We start from the raw sequence: 16,482 nt of genomic DNA on the forward strand, positions 1-16,482 counted from the left end.
GCCGTGAACGTTGCGGCGGTGTGTGCTGGTTGTGCTCCATGGCTCCAGAGTAATGGTTCGTGCTGGCGAACGTGGCCGTTGGGTCCAGATTACCGAGCTCGGGACCGATACGAGAGTAGACTTGAAGCCGTGGAAAGTCTTCGTCTTTGCTCTCGCCCTGCGTGCCGTGAATCGGCCCGCGCAACGCTTACCTACAACTATGCCGACTCGACGGCAGTGCTTGGCCCGTTGGCGCAATACCCTGAGCCGCACTGTTATGACTTGTGTGCTCGGCACGCTAACCGATTGACCGTGCCCAGTGGCTGGAATTTATTGCGTGGCGCGTTGCCAGACGTGATTGAAAATGAAGATGAACTGCATGCCTTGATGAACGCGGTGCGCGAGGACCGAAAGCCTCGAGAAGCGACAGAAACTCCTGCTCCGCGTGAGCTACGTGGAACCCGATTTGATGCGCGTCCGCGTCTGGCGATGCTTCCACCTGAAACCGATGAGCGCTAAGCCAAGAAATCGGTAGCGAACGGTAAGCGGCTAGAACTATTTGAAGCCGCGACGTTAATTCTCGAAAAAGACTGCCTTCCTACCAATCGGATGAGAATGGTGCAATAAGCCGTTTCCCGCACCACGGTCCTAATTTAGGTGTGGTAATGCGCGGATTGACACGGCTTGCTGGATAAGCTGAAACCGCGGAGCCTGTACTGCAGGTTTCGTCTATTGATGTTAATCAGAAATCGCGCGATTTGCAGGAGGACTCCTCATGGCTGAGGCGGCGAAGAACACCCCCGGTGCTAAGGGGCCAGAAGGTTCAGATAAGCCCATCGCGGCCACTCCTTCGGAATCGAGCGACCAAGCCAGTAAAGGCTCACTGAGCCAGCGGGCCGAGGAATTGTCGGCACGTTTAGAAGAGCACAAAAAACAGGCTAAGGCTGCTCAAGATGAGCGTGCCGCCAAGGCTGCAGCTGCCGCGAAGGCCGCATTTTTGAATCCCACAGGGGCTACGCCTGCGCAGTCCAAAACGGCAGAAACTAAGCCGGCTGAAAATAAATCAGCAGCAACCGTTGCCCAGCCGAGCCCCGCCGCACCTCCAACCACGGTTCAACCTGCCAGTAAGCCAGTTGCCGCTAAACCTGCCGTCAGCAAACCTGCTGCGGTTAAGCCTGCGACCGCTCCTGCTGCTGCGCCGGCTAAACCTGCTGCGGATAAGCCTGCAACCGCTCCTGCCGCTTCCAAACCGGCGGTGAAGAAGCCTGTTGCCGCGAAGCCTGCTGCTACCAAACCTGCACCTTCTAAGCCGGTAGCAGCCAGCGCGGCCAAGCCAAAGGTTGAGGAACCTGTAGAAGATGTCATCCGTGCGATCAAACTTCCGCATGAGATTGAGGCAGAAAAAAAGGTGGCTACGCCAGATTCGAAGCCTGCAGCCACCGCTAAAGCACCGGTCGCGCAGGCCAAACAAGGCGTCCCTCCGGTGAGCGCAGCACCGCAAAAGGACAACCCAGAGACTTCCTCGGCAGCTGTGGCCCAAGCTCGTACTCGCGTCTTTGGTAATTACACCCCCGAGTCCGTGCCCTCGGAAGCCGCGGTAAAGCGTCGTGTCGCCCGGGAACGTGCGTTGAACTCCAAACCACCGATGGCGCGTACCGCCCAGGTGCTTCTCGCCATCATCTTTCCCGTACTTACCTTAATCGCGGCGATTCGTTTGGTCGCCACCCCGGCATTCTTGGCCATGGCTTACGCACGTCCCGGTTTCCCAAGCGATCGGTTTGGCTTCACAGACCCCGAACGGTTGACCTACGGTAGCTACGGGGTGGACTACCTCAATAACTTTGCTGGTCCTGAATACCTGTCCGGACTCAAATTGCCCACCGGTTCAAGTATGTTCAGTAGCCAAGAAGTTCAGCACATGCTAGACGTGAAGAACTTAATCGGACTGGGCTATGTGATCGGAGCGGTGCTTGCTGTCTTAGCAATAGTTTTCATCGTGTACCTAGCTAACCGATACGCCGGGGGAGTTCGCCGTGCACTGTTCGCCGGGGCTATCGTGACGGTGGTGCTCTTCGCAGCGGTCGCGGCCCTTGCAATTACCGGGTGGAACACCTTCTTCTCAGGATTCCACAGCCTGTTCTTCGCCGAAGGGACTTGGACCTTCAGCGTCAGTGACACGCTCATTCGACTCTACCCAGAACAATTTTGGATGGACTCGGCCGTGGCTATTGGTGTGCTGATGGTGCTGACCGTGCTCATGGTGCTCATTACCTGCTGGCCAACGGCACGTCGTCGCGAAGGCTCACGTCTACGCCAAGAAGCTAGGGTCTTCGGACTAAGCAACTAAGCAACTAAGCAACTAAGCGAGAAACAACTAAACCTCGGGTTCCGTTTGATGCGGGACCCGAGGTTTTGTTCATGCTACGGTCTTCCGCCGCCGCTAAAATTCCTGATTCTCGATTCAGAGTCCGAGAGTAGCCTTGCTGTTTGGCGAAGGCACGGCTAGCTTGCGCAGGATTTTTCGATATCTATTGTCGTGAATTCGTCTCCGGATAGTGGATGTTCTAGGGCTCCACGAGTCCAATGCGATTGGTTGCCGGTGACTGGTGTGGTGCTTTCGGTTAGCTGTACCGGTCGGTGCCTCACCAGTTGTATACCGGGGGAGGAACAGCGCAGCTTCAACTGCGGAGGCTATTTGATTCTTCTCGTCAGAGCCTGTGCCTGGTCTACTAAAACTGTCGGAACCCACCGTTGTCCAACGGAGCCGTTAGCTTCAGAACCTAGAGAAACGCTTCTGCACCCGTCCCGTACTGTCCGAGGGCGTGACAGCATGGGCTGGGGTTCTTTACGGAAGGAAGGCTACAGCTAAAGCATCAGGACAGTAGCTTTCGTTTCAGGGCAGAAGCCAGGCGGATGCCTGACGGTTAACTAATGCCTGAACCCTCTTAAAAATCTGAAGAGGGGCCGCCGACTGTAGAGCGCTAGACACCGTCGCGCGAAGGTTTATCCCCAGCTTGGGATCCATACGTGCATGCGGTAATAGTCATCCGAAGTGAGCTCTCCAGACCAGACCGACCAGAAGAAGGCTGAAACTAGCAACAGCAAGGCTAACGACACAGCGACTAAAATGATCCTCGTTCGATAGCCCGCGTCGGAGCGCGGTTTGCGAGGAATGAACCTGCCAATCATATAGGTCAATGCGAGCACCATAAATGGCACCAGCGGCAGGGTGTAGAAGAAAAACATGGTGCGTTCGGGGTACATCAGCCACGGAAGGAAACCGGCGACAACGCTAGAAAGAAGCGCGCCAGCGCGCCAATCGCGGGCACCAAGCCACCAGAAAACTAATAGGATCATGCTGATCGTGCAGGCCCACCACATCACCGGGTTGGGCATGTCCATGATCACTTCGGTGCAGCGATCCAGTGCACACCCATTTTGGCCGTTGTCGTAGCCCTCGAAATACATCAGTACGGGGCGTCCAGAAAATAACCAAGTCCACGGGGCCGAAGCCCAACCATGTTCGGAGCTCAGACCCGAATGGAAGTCATATGCTGCCTGATGGTAATGCCAGAGGCTACGCAGCGTCGCAGGCAACCAAGTAACACCCTCACCAGGGTTTTCCACGGCCCACTGGCGGTAACGGCCTCCTGCGGTGATCAGCCACCCGGTCCACGTGGCCAGGTAGGTCAGGAGCACTACCGGCATCATGGTCACGAAGGAGTAGATACCATCACGTGTGAATGCGGCAGACTGCCAACGCTGGATTCCCGCGGTACGTCGCGCGCCAAAGTCCCACAACACTGCCATGAGACAGAACACCGCAACGAAGGCTAAGGCCGACCATTTGATACCTACCGCGCCACCGAGCATGAGAGCTGCGACTAAACGCCACGGCCGCCACCAAAGCATGGGGCCAAGATCCAGCAAAAATTCATCGGGTCGGTTCCCTAAAGGAACCGAGAGTTTTTTGGCCAATTGGGTACGCCCGTGGACCCGGTCTTTGAGCAGTGCGTAAAAAGCAGCGAGCACGAAGAACATCAAGAAGATGTCCAACAATGCCGTGCGCGACATGACAATTGAGTGTCCATCGATAGCGATCAACAGCCCCGCGATACCTGCTAACAGGTGTGACCCGAACAGCAACCGTGCACAGAGTGTGGTCAAAAGCACCGCGAGCGTACCAAATAATGCGGTGGCAAAACGCCAACCAAACCCGTCAAATTCCCCAAAAGCCATCATGCCAAAGGCGATGAGCCATTTACCTAGGGGCGGGTGCACCACAAAGGAAGCGGTGTCTTTGAGTTGTGGGTCTCCTGCAACAAACTGGTCATTGCTATCGTCCACCCATTCCATTTCATAACCGAAATGCATCAATGAGTAGGCGTCCTTGACATAGTAAGTCTCGTCAAAGATCAACATATTCGGGTGGGACAGATGCACGAACCGCAACAAGCCGCCGATGATTGTCACCACCAGCGGCACAATCCACATCAACGCACCCGAGGGTGCTGCCACCGGTAATAACCGTTGTTTCAGGCTCTCAAAGGTGAAGGCAACGCGCGCAGAGCGCACGTGGCCGGTGTCTGGGGTCTTTGCTGCAGTGGTGCTCATCGTTGTTCATGCTACCGGCGTAACCACCAGAATGTGTGCTTTTGGTACTTCGCGTAGGCTAAAGGGTGTGCAGAATTCAGACGAAGAGGGCGTAATCGTCCTGGGCGCCACCCCAATAGGCAACTTGTCAGATGCATCCCCGCGGCTACGCGAGATCATGCAAAGCGCAGATGTGATCGCCGCGGAGGACACTCGCAACTTCCATCACTTGGCGCACGCGCTGGGAATCAAACCCTCAGGGCGAGTAATGAGCCTGCATGAACACAATGAGGCGCATAAGCTCGGCGAGGTCATCGAATTGGCCCGCCAAGGCTCCACAGTGCTTGTGGTCTCCGATGCCGGCATGCCAGCAGTCTCAGATCCGGGATACCCGTTGGTGGCAGCGGCAATGCAAGAGGGCATCCGAGTGACGGCGGTACCGGGCCCCTCTGCGGTATTAACCGCGTTGGCTCTCTCCGGGCTTCCCACCGGACGGTTCACCTTTGAAGGATTCTTGCCGCGTAAAGCGGGAGAACGACGTAAACGTCTGAACGCCTTGCTGCATGAGGAGCGCACCATGGTGTTCTTCGAATCCCCTCACCGAGTCGCTGAATTTTTGGGCTCTGCCGTCGAGGTTTTCGGCGCCCAACGCCAGGCCGCCGTGGCACGCGAGCTCACTAAAAAGTTCGAAGAGGTGCGCCGCGATGAACTTGGTGTACTCAAAGTCTGGGCAGATGAAGGGGTGCGCGGTGAGATTGTGGTGGTAATTTCGGGAGCTTCTGCTCCTCAAGCTCCTTCCATTGATGATTTACTTCCTCAGGTATCTGCACTGATTGGCGAAGGGATGCGGATGAAACAAGCGGTCGCTGAAGTAGCCGAGTCCGCTGGCGTGAAGAAGCGCGAGCTGTATGAAGCGGTCCTTGCCGAACGTCATGAAGCGAAAAAATAGCCGCAATCATTTAGGCTGAATGCACAATGAAACAACCAAGTTGTAGTGCACCGGGCGATATACAGTCCGTTGGATCCAGCACTAGCGTTGTGATCAACGAAGATTTTTTTCATTTACGAATTTCAGGAGAACCGCGTTATGTCGATTACCGCTGAGCGCGAAGCAGAACTGCTCGCCAAGGTACCTACCGGATTACTTATTAACGGTGAATGGCGAGATTCCTCAGACGGCAGCACCTTTGACGTGTTGGACCCTGCCACCGGTGAAAAGCTGGCGACGCTGGCTAGTGCTACCAGTGAAGACGCGCTAGCTGCTTTGGACGCGGCAGATGCCGTACAGGCCGAATGGGCTTTGACCGCGCCACGTGAACGCGCCGAAATCCTGCGCCGCGGTTTTGACCTGGTCACCTCGCGTGCCGATGATTTTGCGCTATTAATGAGCCTTGAAATGGGTAAGCCACTGGCCGAGGCCCGCGGCGAGGTTACCTATGGCGCCGAATTCCTGCGCTGGTTCTCCGAAGAGACCGTGCGCCACTACGGCCGCTACATCACCTCTCCAGAAGGCAAAAATAAGCTTCTGGTGCACCACAAGCCGGTAGGCCCGTGCCTGCTAATCACCCCGTGGAACTTCCCACTGGCTATGGCAACTCGCAAGGTCGGCCCGGCCATTGCTGCCGGTTGCACCATGGTGCTCAAACCAGCGAAGCTCACCCCGCTGACCACCCAGCTTTTCGCAGCAACCATGATGGAAGCTGGTCTTCCAGCAGGCGTGCTCAACGTGGTGTCGGGTGCTTCTGCTTCGAAGATCTCCGGACCATTGATGAAAGATAGCCGTCTGCGTAAAGTCTCCTTCACCGGCTCCACCACAGTGGGTAAGCAGTTAATGAAGGATGCTACGGAGAATGTTCTGCGCACCTCGATGGAATTGGGCGGTAACGCACCATTCCTGGTCTTTGAGGATGCAGACCTCGACGCAGCGGTTGAAGGCGCCATGGCTGCGAAGATGCGCAACATGGGCGAGGCCTGCACCGCGGCTAACCGATTCTTAGTGCACGAGGACGTTGCCGAGGAATTCACCGCAAAGTTCGCAGCAGCTATGAAGACCCTGAAGCCAGGCCGAGGCACCGACCCAAGCTCCACCGTGGGCCCACTGGTTGAGGAAAAGGCACGCGACGAAGTCCACGCACTGGTTGAAGCTGCAATCGCCGATGGCGCAACCGCCGTTACCGGTGGCGCCCCGGTGGATGGCCCTGGCTACTTCTACCAGCCAACCGTGTTGGCCAATGTGGCTAATGATGCCAAGATCCTCACACAGGAGATCTTCGGCCCGGTTGCCCCGGTGACCACGTTTAAGGATGAAGCCGACGCAATTCGTCTGGCCAACGCCAGCGAGTACGGTCTGGCATCATACATTTACTCGCGTGACTTCAACCGGATGTTCCGCGTCTCGGAGCAGATTGAGTTTGGTCTGGTTGGCTTTAACGCTGGGGTCATCTCCAACGCTGCAGCACCATTCGGTGGCGTGAAGCAGTCCGGATTGGGCCGCGAAGGCGGCGCCGAAGGACTGGGCGAATACACCACCGTGCAGTACATCGGTATTGCCGATCCATACGCACCGGTAAAGTAATACCAACGCAAGACTAACCGCTGAGCTCAGCGGTAGGACAGTAAGCTGTGGCCCCAACATCTGACTAGATGTTGGGGCCACAGCTTTTACATTGGATAACTCAGCGAACTGTTTGAGCCGACGCCACCTGACGTAACCGCCGCTGACGTAATGACGCAGGGAAACAGAAGCCCAGCATGCGTTTGCCGAGCGGAAGCTCATGGTGTAACTGTGTGCGCACCTGCGCTAACGCCTCGACGAAAGCCGGTGTATCTTCTGGATCTGGGTGCCGCTGAGCGTAAAAGCTCGCTTCGATGACCGACCTCAGCAGTTGCAATTGCTGGCCGTGCTGCGGGTGAGTGGAGCTCAGGCGTCTGGTGTAGTCGCCAACCGATTCATGTTCTGTAGCGGGGGTGCCCGTATCGGCACCGACCGCACACAATTCATCCCATAGTGCTTGGGCAGCTGATTGACCGCCAGCTCTGACCCGATCTATTCGGCGGTGACGCAAACGTGTGCGCTGCCAAGGGATAGCCGCAAGAATAAGCGCGATGATCAGCAGGCCGGCGAAAATAAACCAACCATAATCCTGCGCCGTATCTGCCATGGGCTCCTCGACGTTGGCTCCCGGGCTTTCTTGGGTTTCGGGATCATCCACGGTCGGAGCGCCTGTCGGGTTCTGTTCCTCGGGTACTTCAGCCGGCGGCTGACTGGAAGTGGGCTCCGGGGCATAATCTGGGGCTTGGCCTTGCCCGGGGGTAGGTTCAAAAGGTACCCAGCCGATACCTGGCAGGAATAGTTCCGGCCAGGCGTGGGCCTGCTGCCCGGTCACCTCAAATTTGGTCAGCTCTGTATCTGACGGAAGTCCGTTCCCTGCGAAGCCCGGCAGATCTCCAGCCTCCAGTGTTTCTCCCGTAGGCTCACCCGGCGCATATCCGACAACGATGCGTGAGGGGATTCCCGCGGCCCGAGCCAGTAGGGCCATCGTGGACGCAAAATGCACGCAGTAGCCTTGACGGCGTTCTAAGAATGCCTTGACCACCTGACGGTTGGCTCCGTCATAGCCTTCGCGTAGGGGAGTACGTTCGGAATACCCAAAAGTTGCCGAGCGCAGGAAATCTTGAATCGCAACGGCAATGTCAAAATCATTGGTCGGCGGTCCCTGGAGTGGTTCGTAAGCCTCCGCGAGAGTGCGTTGAAGTAACTGGCCGAACTGTCCATCCAAATCTTCTGGCATTGACAGGTACACGTCATCGATCTCTGACTGCATGCCGTCGCCGTAGTAGCCAAGGCTACGCGCGATCTGCGGACTCAAATTCATTTGTGTGTGCCCGACAGTCACTTCTTCGGTGTTTGTTAACGCGTCACCGCCAAGTCGCGCCACAGAAGTTTCCTTGGTCCAATTCCACGGGCCATTAATGCCGGAAATGAAAAAACTTCGATCCGGTATCGGCAGACTCGGACTGCTCACCCGGTCGTTCCAGCGTAGTTGGGTGACCTGTGCGCTGCCGTTAAAAACATCGGAGTCCGTGTCCATGGCGGTGTCACCAAAGTAAGCCGATTTCAGTAGCCCCTCGTCCGGTTCCCACCGGGTGGCGCTTAGATCCTCGATCACCGAGGTACGCAGATATACCGGCTCGTTAGAGGTCGTCAGGTAGCTAAAAGCCACGGAGCCATTATTTGCTCGCAGGTCTCGTCCGAGATTCAGCAATGGATCGACGTTACTTGCTAGAAGGTCTCCTGAGGGCCGAGTACCTTCAGGGAGCATGCCTTTGCGAAACCCCGGCATGAACGCACTGCTAAGTACCATCACCAAGGCGCAGACCATCGCGGTGAGCAACAAAATATTCAACTGACGTTTGGAAGGAAGCCCGGGGCCCGTACCCTTCGCCGGAAAGATGTAGGGGAGTAACGCAAAATAACCGAGCAGCGCGAGTATCAGCAGAACCACATACCCGATCCCGGCGCCCTCTTGTTTGAACAAGGAAGCGATCACCGGTGCAAAAGATATCGGTAAGAGCACTAACGGTGCCAAACGTCTGAAGGTCGCCAAAACCTCCACTATGACGCTGAGTAAGACCGCAAGCAGCAACAGTACAAACTCGACATAACGTGAGTAAGCAACCGGTGGAACCTGCGTGGAGAACTGCAACGTGCCCTCGGAAAGCACCGCGCCGAACCAATCAAAAATACCCAACCCCGGGATGGTGGTGCGCATGGTTGGATGCAAAAATACCGCACCACCAGCAATGAGCACTGCAACCGGTAGCGCAAGCCAGCGCACCCGATGCACCCCACGGAGCAATCCGGCACAGAAATGAATTAAAAAGACCGGCCAAATCAGCGCCTGCAACCAAGCAGCACCTTGAACCACACCACTAAGCGACGCGAAACCCGCGAGCATTGCGAGCGCTAAGGTGCTGGCAGCAAGTAAACGCGCAGTGAGATTATTTGTCGCCTCCGGGACCACAGGCTCTTTCGCCTTCGGCGGTGGGCTCGAAGCAGGAATGTCAGTGATCGTGGCGCTCATGAGCGGGACCATAAGTCGTCAATATTTGTGTTGGCTGCCAGGCAGTGCACCTTCCAACCGGTGTGCGACAGAATATGTTGCATTTCTTGGTAGCGCTCCGGGTGAGAAACGAGAAGGAATAGTTCTACATGTCTGACCGACCGTGAAAGTGTTGCTAGCCAAGCAGCCTGCGTGCTGTGAATTTCCCCAAGAATCATGATGACCGGTTCATCAGGCAATCCCTGCAGTAACTTGCGAAGTTCTTCGCCCAAGATCTCAGCTCCTGGGACGACGGTGCTCGGCGCACTTAAGGACATCTGCGCGCTCGCCGAGTGAAAGTCTTCAAATCCACTGCGCGCGGAAGCCCCGGACAGTGAGGCGCTGGTAGCGTCTAAGAGTTGCTCGCCGGACAAATCTCGAAAGAGCAGCTGATAGCCGTTGGACGCGTAACGCTGACCGATGCTGCACGCTAGGCTCAATGCTGTTTCGAAGCGGCGGCTGCTTTGAAGTGCGGGCTTCTCACCCTGCGGAATGCTTAGCCGTAGATCTGCGCCGTTGCTGTGCCAGTGTTCAAAGGTTCGGTCTAAGACCAACAGCGCTTGGGCTGTGGCCACATGGTTTTCTTGGCGGACCATGAGTTTTCCTTGGCGGGCGGTAGCCTTCCAATGCACCTGGCGAATTGAGTCACCCTGCTGGTATTCACGGGTGGCCACATCGTAGTAGTCGGCGGTGGTGCTGCGGGAGAAACGAGCATCGCCGGTGAGCATCTTTTCACCCAGTGCGGCAAAGCGTTCCAACGGGTGGATTTGGGCACAGACGGGTATCGGCGTGGCCTGACCGGTGTCGACCAGACCGTAGATCAGGCCTAAAGGGTCTGCCAAGATCTGTTTTGCTGGACCCACCAGGTGGAAGCCTCGGTTGCGGAAGACCAATTCGTAGGTGCTTCCACCGGGACCGGTAAATTCTGGGCCCGGTCCGAATTCCTCTGGTAGCCCCTCTTGAACGGTGGCCTGATCCGCGCAACTTAGTTGCACTCTGGTGATGTCTCCAACTACCGGGTTTGGGCTGAGCAGCGTGCGCGTCAGGGTGGAAGAATTTCGCAAACGCAATACCAACAACCAACTAACCAGAACCAAGGCAATGAGCCCGGTTCCGAGAGCCATCATTTCGTGACGTCCCAGAATGTAGGCAAGAAAAATGAGAGCGGCCCCGCCCAATACGGTGCACCAACCACGCCGGGTGAGTAAGTCCAGGCGGAACTTTTTTAAGTTTTGTGGTGCCGAGACGGTACGCGCCCACGACAGTGAGTCTTTGGAATCGAACCGTGGTATCTGAGCCATGAAAAAACTCAGCTATCCGACAGGTGTAGTGGACACGAGATCTTGGATCAATGCCAGCGGTTCCACACCCTCTGATAATGCCCTGCGGGTGAGGATCAGACGGTGGGACAAAATCATCGGTGCTACTGCTCGCACGTCTTCGGGCAGAACATGGTCGCGTCCGTTAATAGCAGCATGGGATTTTGCGGCTCGAACCCACTGCACGAGTGCTCGGGGTGATGTACCGAGGGAAATATATGGGTGTTCACGGGTGGCACGGCCCAAATCGACGATATAGCTGCTCAGCCGCTGGGTAACGGTAACCTGTTTTACTTGCTCAATCATCTGATGAAGCTGATCAAGTTCGAGAACTGGGGTGAGCGCATCTAGCGGTTCGGAGATGTGATGGGTGGAAAGCATTGAGATTTCCGCTTCCCTGTCGGGGTAGCCCAATGAAATCCGACCCATAAATCTGTCTCGTTGCGCCTCGGGCAACGCGAAGGTTCCTTCGGAATCGATTGGGTTTTGCGTAGCTACGACCATAAATGGTTTTTGCAGCGGATGGGTGATGGAATCGACCGTTACCTGTTGTTCTTCCATGCATTCAAGCAGCGCGGATTGCGTCTTGGCGTTGGCACGGTTGATCTCGTCTGCGATTACGATATTTGCGAAAATGGGGCCCGGGTGAAAAGTGAACTTATGATCCTGCGGGGAGAACACCGAAACTCCGGTGACGTCGCTAGGTAATAGGTCCGGGGTGAACTGAATTCGATGCACGCTTCCATTAACACTACGCGCCAGTGATTTGGCGAGCATCGTTTTGCCAACCCCGGGCACGTCCTCCAGCAGCAGATGGCCCTGGGCAAGCAGCACCACGATGGTGTTCGTAATCGCCTCCGGTTTGCCGGTGATGACTTCTTGAATTGCATCAAACATCCGCTGGTAATTCGACCTAAAGGTCGAATCAACTGAGGGCAGTGTTGGGTGGGCACTCATGCGCATCCTCCTGGCTGGGCAACTTATCGTGCCGAGGTTGTCGTTGACACGCCAAGCGATTTCCATAGCTTGTGTTCACATCATATGGGGTTCTTTTCTCCACCAACAGCATCTTAATGTATTGATTCTTTGCTGCTAAGGCGGTGGTGGAAGAATTAGACCCAAGAACTGACAGCATTTTGATGAAAGATATCGGTGAGCAGATGAGCGATTCAGATTTTTCGGCAATTCCGGAGGGCTATCGTCCGCTCCCGGAGGGTGACAGCACACTGTTGAATGACCGTACCCGCTCACCTAAGAATGAAAAGGGCGGCAATAAAAGGAACACCCGCTATCCGGACGCACCGGAGCCTTTGCCGTATCCAGTGATTGATAACCACACTCATTTAGACTTCCGGGATGGTGCGCTCAACGTCACTGTGCAACAAGCGCTTGATGCTGCGGCTGCGGTGGGTGTCGAAGGGCTGATCCAAGTGGGGTGCGATGTTGAATCCTCACGCTTTGCGGTGCAAGCAGCAAAGGAATATCCAAATGTTCTGGCTGCTATTGCTATCCACCCCAATGATGCTGCCCGACTTGCCGAGGCTGGAGAACTTCAAACCGCAATCGAACAAATCGAGGCTTTGGCATCTGAAGAGCGGGTGCGGGCCATTGGTGAGACCGGCCTGGACTATTTCCGTACCGGAGAAGAAGGTCACCAAGCTCAGGAAGATTCCTTCCGTGAGCACCTGCGGATTGCGGTGGAGCATGGAAATGCCGTACAAATTCATGACCGTGACGCACACAGCGATGTAGTGCGAGTGCTCAAAGATGCGGTGTTACCAGAGCGCGTGGTCTTCCATTGCTTTTCGGGTGACGCAGAATTGGCGCGGATCTGCAATGACAACGGGTGGTACATGTCGTTCTCGGGAACTGTTACCTTCAAAAACTCGATTGACCTGCAGGAGGCCTTACGCTTAGCGGACCCACAGCTCCTGCTAGTGGAGACCGACGCACCATTTTTGACCCCTCACCCATTTAGGGGAAGGCCTAATGCGAGTTACATGATCCCGTATACGACTCGTTTTATGGCTGAGGCCCGAGCGACGGATCTCGCGCAGTTCTGTGAGCAGATTTCTCAGAATACCGGCGCAGTTTACGGAGAATTGTAGTACCGCCGGATGTGCTTTAGGCCATATAAAGGTTGCGCCAATTATTACAATTCGGTTACGGTTAACAGAATGCGTTGAGTTGCGAGCGCGCCTTCGTGTCGTTCGCACTATAAAGAGTTGCCCTATCGGCGGACCACGTCCTTTGGTCTGAAGGTCGAGCAAAGCCAACACCAAATTTTAGATTGGCGGAATTGTCCGCCAAGGTTGAGCAAGATGTACCGGGATCATCTCCTCGGCGTTCAACCTACAAACGATGGAGACCTCACTACCGTGATGCACTTGCTCAAAAAAAGCTGGGTCAAATATCTGGCCCAGGCCGTAGCTGTTGCTGTGGTTATCGCCGGAGCAGTATTTTATATTTCCGGCCAGAAGTCCGTGACTGTTGCCATCGATGGGCAGGATCAGAGCTTCACCACTCGCGCCGCTACCGTGCAGGCTGCCCTTGAGCAAGAAGGTATCAGTGTAGATGCTCGCGACGAGTTGAATGTTCCTGCGGACTCGGAACTTTCCGATGACCAGCGCATCGAGATCAACCGAAATAAGTCGGTTCAGGTCAGTATCGACGGAACAGACCGCGTTGTACACACCACCGGGATGACCGTGGCGGATGTAATGGACGAACTGAAGGTTGATGCGAAATCTGAGATTTCACTCGGTGAAGAAATTCAGCTTGTGAGCCTCAGCGAAGAAATCGAAATCATCACCCCCAAGGCCATCACGCTGGTTGCGGATAAGAAAAAGCAGAAGATTTCGACCACCGCGCAGACCGTCAAGGAACTACTTGACGAACAGAAGGTCACGCTAGATAAGGACGATGAGGTCAACGTTCAGATCGGTAAGGATACCGATAAGAACGCGAAGACCAGCACCAAGATCGAGGAAGATGCCAAGATCGAGGTCATTGAAGTTTCGGTGAAGACCTGGGATGAAACCCGAAAGATCGATTTTGAGACCGAGAAGGTCAAGGATTCGAAGCTTGAAAAGGGCAAGACCAAGGTAAAGACCGAGGGTGAGAAGGGTGAACGAGAACTCACTCTTCGCCAAGAAACTCGAAACGGCAAAAAGGGCGAGGAAGAAGTCCTGAAGTCGAAGGTCACCAAGAAACCGGTCGCCGAGATCATCAAGGTTGGTACCAAGAAGGAAGAATCGAAGTCGGATTCTAAGAGCTCTGATTCTAAGTCAAAGGCACCAACCGGAAGTATCTCCTCCACATGGGCAGCCTTGGCCAAGTGCGAGTCGGGTGGCAACTGGTCAATCAACACCGGTAATGGTTACTACGGTGGCCTACAGTTCTCCGCTTCCTCATGGCGTGGAGCCGGCGGTACAAAGTACGCGCCGTTGCCACACCAGGCAAGTGCCCAGGAGCAGATTGCAACCGCAGAGAAGCTACGCGCTAACGGCGGATGGGGTCACTGGCCACACTGCTCGTCCAAGCTTGGACTGCGCTAAGCCCTGAAATAACTTTTGACGCGACGCGTCCACCCTCACCGGGGTGGGCGCGTCGCGTCGCGTTCGCAGTGCTCGCGGACTGAACTAGAATTGTAGCTGTGATGTCTAAGGAATCTTTGCCACTGCTTGGGGCTACCGAAATCCGTCGACTGGCCGAGGAACTTGGGATTCGTCCCACTAAAACTCTCGGGCAGAACTTTGTGATTGATGGAAACACGATCCGCAGGATCGTAGCCACCGCGAATGTCTCGCCAGACGAGACAGTTCTTGAGGTCGGTCCGGGCCTCGGTTCGTTGACCCTCGGCATCATGGACGCCGCCGCAAAGGTGGTGGCAGTCGAGATCGATCCGCCGCTTGCTAAACGGTTGCCACAGACCATAGCGGAAATGCGCCCGGGCCGTGAGGAAGACCTAACGGTGATCCTCAACGATGCCATGAAGATCAGCGAACTTCCCGGAAACCCAACCGCGTTGGTTGCCAACTTGCCATATAACGTCGCGGTGCCTGTGGTGCTGCACCTGATGGAACACTTTGAATCCATCAAGCACGGTCTGGTGATGGTCCAGGACGAGGTTGCAGACCGAATGTGCGCTGCACCCGGTAATAAGACCTACGGTGTCCCCTCGGTGAAGGGCGCCTGGTATGGCACCATGCGCAAGGCTGGCGTTATTGGCATGAACGTCTTTTGGCCAGCACCGAAGATTCATTCGGGACTGGTGGCTTTCACCCGCGATAAAGACCGCACTGATGCGCCAGACCGCAAAGAAGTTTTTGCCATTATCGATGCGGCTTTTGCCCAACGCCGCAAGACCTTGCGTGCTGCTTTGTCAGGCTGGGCAGGTTCAGGTGCTCGCGCGGAACAGATCTTGCTGGCCGCGGGTATCGATCCGAAGGAACGTGGCGAGAAGCTGGACGTTGAAGGCTTTATCTCGATCGCTCGGGCAGCCCACACAGTGCCGGCCCTAGAACAGACCGAAAAATAATAATGGTCAAACAACGAGTCATCACTACCGCCCCAGGGAAGATCAACTGTTATTTTCGGGTGGGACCGCCTCGTGAAGACGGCTACCACGAGGTCGCTAGCCTCTATGTGGCGGTCTCCCTGCTGGAGCAGATTGAAGCGACACTGCGTGAAGACGGCGAGTTGCAGCTGAGCCTTGAACCGGGTTCTCCTGTGGTCTCTGATCCTGATAACTTCCCGCTGGGCCCTAACAACCTCGTATGGAAAGCTGCGCAGCTTCTGCGCGAGCATACCGGGTGCACCTTGGGTGCTAACCTGCACATCACCAAACGCGTTCCCATTGCCGGAGGCATGGGCGGTGGTTCCGCAGATGCGGCAGCCGCATTGGTAGCTTGCAATGAATTGTGGGGCACCGGGCTGGACCGTGAGGAGCTTGGACGACTGGGTGCACGGCTAGGAGCCGACGTTCCCTTTGCCCTGATGGGCGGGGCCGCTATAGGTTTGGGCATCGGCGACCAGCTGGCCCCCTTGCTCACCCGAGCAAAAACCCAGTGGGTATTGATTCCCGCAAGCTTTGGCTTGTCCACCCCTCGGGTTTACTCGATGCTGGACCGATTGCGCGCGGGCCAAGACGTTGAGGTACCGCAAGAGATTGATCCACAGGTGCTCAAGGCGCTGATGGCCGCAGATGCCGAAGCGCTGTCGCAATTGCTGGTCAATGATCTGACTCAAGCGTCGTTGGCTTTGGCTCCCGAGTTAGGAACTGTGCGAGACCTCGCCGAAGGCGCGGGAGCGCTGCGCGCAATGGTCTCTGGTTCGGGCCCAACCCTCGCGTTGCTGGTGCGAGACGCAGAGCATGCCCGGCAGGTAATGACCCAACTTGGAGATGAGGTAGGCGTTGCCACACTGATGGTCACTGCTCCTGCTCCAGGGGCCAGGGTGGAACTTTCCGAGTAATAGTCCAGAGCCTT

General features: G+C 56.0%; 12 protein-coding genes. 8 read left to right on the top strand and 4 right to left on the bottom strand.

Annotated elements, in window-relative coordinates; genetic code table 11:
- Positions 1–129: 129 nt before the first annotated feature.
- On the top strand, positions 130–498 hold the full coding sequence (locus CIK74_RS12830) for a DUF3499 domain-containing protein (RefSeq protein ID WP_096256596.1): 369 nt from the start codon (positions 130–132) through the stop codon (positions 496–498).
- A gap of 256 nt (positions 499–754) precedes the next feature.
- On the top strand, positions 755–2,326 hold the full coding sequence (locus tag CIK74_RS12835; protein ID WP_096256597.1) for a TIGR01906 family membrane protein: 1,572 nt from the start codon (positions 755–757) through the stop codon (positions 2,324–2,326).
- A 656-nt stretch (positions 2,327–2,982) separates the two neighbouring features.
- Here CIK74_RS12835 and CIK74_RS12840 read toward each other — a convergent pair.
- Positions 2,983–4,593, bottom strand: a complete 1,611-nt coding sequence (locus CIK74_RS12840) for a phospholipid carrier-dependent glycosyltransferase (protein WP_096256598.1) — start codon at positions 4,591–4,593, stop codon at positions 2,983–2,985.
- 67 nt (positions 4,594–4,660) lie between these two features.
- Here CIK74_RS12840 and rsmI point away from each other — a divergent pair, with 67 nt between their 5' ends.
- A complete protein-coding gene (rsmI, locus tag CIK74_RS12845) occupies positions 4,661–5,521 on the top strand; it encodes a 16S rRNA (cytidine(1402)-2'-O)-methyltransferase (protein ID WP_096256599.1) in 861 nt (286 codons plus the stop codon).
- Positions 5,522–5,659: 138 nt separating this feature from the next.
- Entirely contained in the window at positions 5,660–7,147 is a 1,488-nt protein-coding gene (locus CIK74_RS12850; RefSeq protein ID WP_096256600.1) for an NAD-dependent succinate-semialdehyde dehydrogenase, read from the top strand.
- Positions 7,148–7,247: 100 nt separating this feature from the next.
- Here CIK74_RS12850 and CIK74_RS12855 read toward each other — a convergent pair whose 3' ends face one another.
- Genes CIK74_RS12855 through CIK74_RS12865 form a run of 3 tightly spaced genes read right to left on the bottom strand, consistent with a single transcriptional unit; the run spans position 7,248 to position 11,950 of the window.
- Complete coding sequence (locus CIK74_RS12855) at positions 7,248–9,656, bottom strand: DUF3488 and transglutaminase-like domain-containing protein (protein WP_170947876.1); 2,409 nt, start codon at positions 9,654–9,656, stop codon at positions 7,248–7,250.
- Positions 9,653–10,975: a DUF58 domain-containing protein gene (locus CIK74_RS12860; protein ID WP_096256602.1), complete on the bottom strand. Its 1,323-nt coding sequence runs from the start codon at positions 10,973–10,975 to the stop codon at positions 9,653–9,655. The genes CIK74_RS12855 and CIK74_RS12860 overlap by 4 nt, the downstream gene beginning before the upstream one ends.
- 12 nt (positions 10,976–10,987) lie before the next feature.
- The gene (locus tag CIK74_RS12865) at positions 10,988–11,950 is read right to left on the bottom strand and encodes a MoxR family ATPase (RefSeq protein WP_096256603.1); all 963 of its coding nucleotides are present in this window, start codon (positions 11,948–11,950) and stop codon (positions 10,988–10,990) included.
- A 203-nt stretch (positions 11,951–12,153) separates the two neighbouring features.
- Here CIK74_RS12865 and CIK74_RS12870 point away from each other — a divergent pair, with 203 nt between their 5' ends.
- The 4 genes from CIK74_RS12870 (at position 12,154) to CIK74_RS12885 (ending at position 16,468) form a co-directional block, all read left to right on the top strand.
- On the top strand, positions 12,154–13,101 hold the full coding sequence (locus CIK74_RS12870; RefSeq protein WP_096256781.1) for a TatD family hydrolase: 948 nt from the start codon (positions 12,154–12,156) through the stop codon (positions 13,099–13,101).
- Between the two features lie 213 nt (positions 13,102–13,314).
- Positions 13,315–14,550 (top strand): resuscitation-promoting factor, encoded by a 1,236-nt coding sequence (locus CIK74_RS12875; RefSeq protein ID WP_275542574.1) that lies wholly within the window; start codon positions 13,315–13,317, stop codon positions 14,548–14,550.
- A 101-nt stretch (positions 14,551–14,651) separates the two neighbouring features.
- A complete protein-coding gene (gene rsmA, locus CIK74_RS12880) occupies positions 14,652–15,533 on the top strand; it encodes a 16S rRNA (adenine(1518)-N(6)/adenine(1519)-N(6))-dimethyltransferase RsmA (protein ID WP_096256604.1) in 882 nt (293 codons plus the stop codon).
- Between the two features lie 2 nt (positions 15,534–15,535).
- On the top strand, positions 15,536–16,468 hold the full coding sequence (locus tag CIK74_RS12885) for a 4-(cytidine 5'-diphospho)-2-C-methyl-D-erythritol kinase (RefSeq protein WP_096256605.1): 933 nt from the start codon (positions 15,536–15,538) through the stop codon (positions 16,466–16,468).
- The last annotated feature ends 14 nt before the right edge of the window (positions 16,469–16,482 follow it).

It is taken from the genome of Glutamicibacter sp. BW77, from assembly GCF_002332285.1.
GTDB classification, from domain to species: domain Bacteria; phylum Actinomycetota; class Actinomycetes; order Actinomycetales; family Micrococcaceae; genus Glutamicibacter; species Glutamicibacter bergerei.

What these genes read in the sequence shown, in the direction of transcription:
- CIK74_RS12875 (WP_275542574.1), top strand. Translation starts at nt 13,315, where the DNA reads ATGTACCGGGATCATCTCCTCGGCGTTCAACCTACAAACGATGGAGAC.
- CIK74_RS12855 (WP_170947876.1), bottom strand. Translation starts at nt 9,656, where the DNA reads ATGAGCGCCACGATCACTGACATTCCTGCTTCGAGCCCACCGCCGAAG.
- CIK74_RS12840 (WP_096256598.1), bottom strand. Translation starts at nt 4,593, where the DNA reads ATGAGCACCACTGCAGCAAAGACCCCAGACACCGGCCACGTGCGCTCT.
- CIK74_RS12850 (WP_096256600.1), top strand. Translation starts at nt 5,660, where the DNA reads ATGTCGATTACCGCTGAGCGCGAAGCAGAACTGCTCGCCAAGGTACCT.
- CIK74_RS12870 (WP_096256781.1), top strand. Translation starts at nt 12,154, where the DNA reads ATGAGCGATTCAGATTTTTCGGCAATTCCGGAGGGCTATCGTCCGCTC.
- CIK74_RS12885 (WP_096256605.1), top strand. Translation starts at nt 15,536, where the DNA reads ATGGTCAAACAACGAGTCATCACTACCGCCCCAGGGAAGATCAACTGT.
- CIK74_RS12835 (WP_096256597.1), top strand. Translation starts at nt 755, where the DNA reads ATGGCTGAGGCGGCGAAGAACACCCCCGGTGCTAAGGGGCCAGAAGGT.
- rsmA (WP_096256604.1), top strand. Translation starts at nt 14,652, where the DNA reads ATGTCTAAGGAATCTTTGCCACTGCTTGGGGCTACCGAAATCCGTCGA.
- CIK74_RS12860 (WP_096256602.1), bottom strand. Translation starts at nt 10,975, where the DNA reads ATGGCTCAGATACCACGGTTCGATTCCAAAGACTCACTGTCGTGGGCG.
- CIK74_RS12865 (WP_096256603.1), bottom strand. Translation starts at nt 11,950, where the DNA reads ATGAGTGCCCACCCAACACTGCCCTCAGTTGATTCGACCTTTAGGTCG.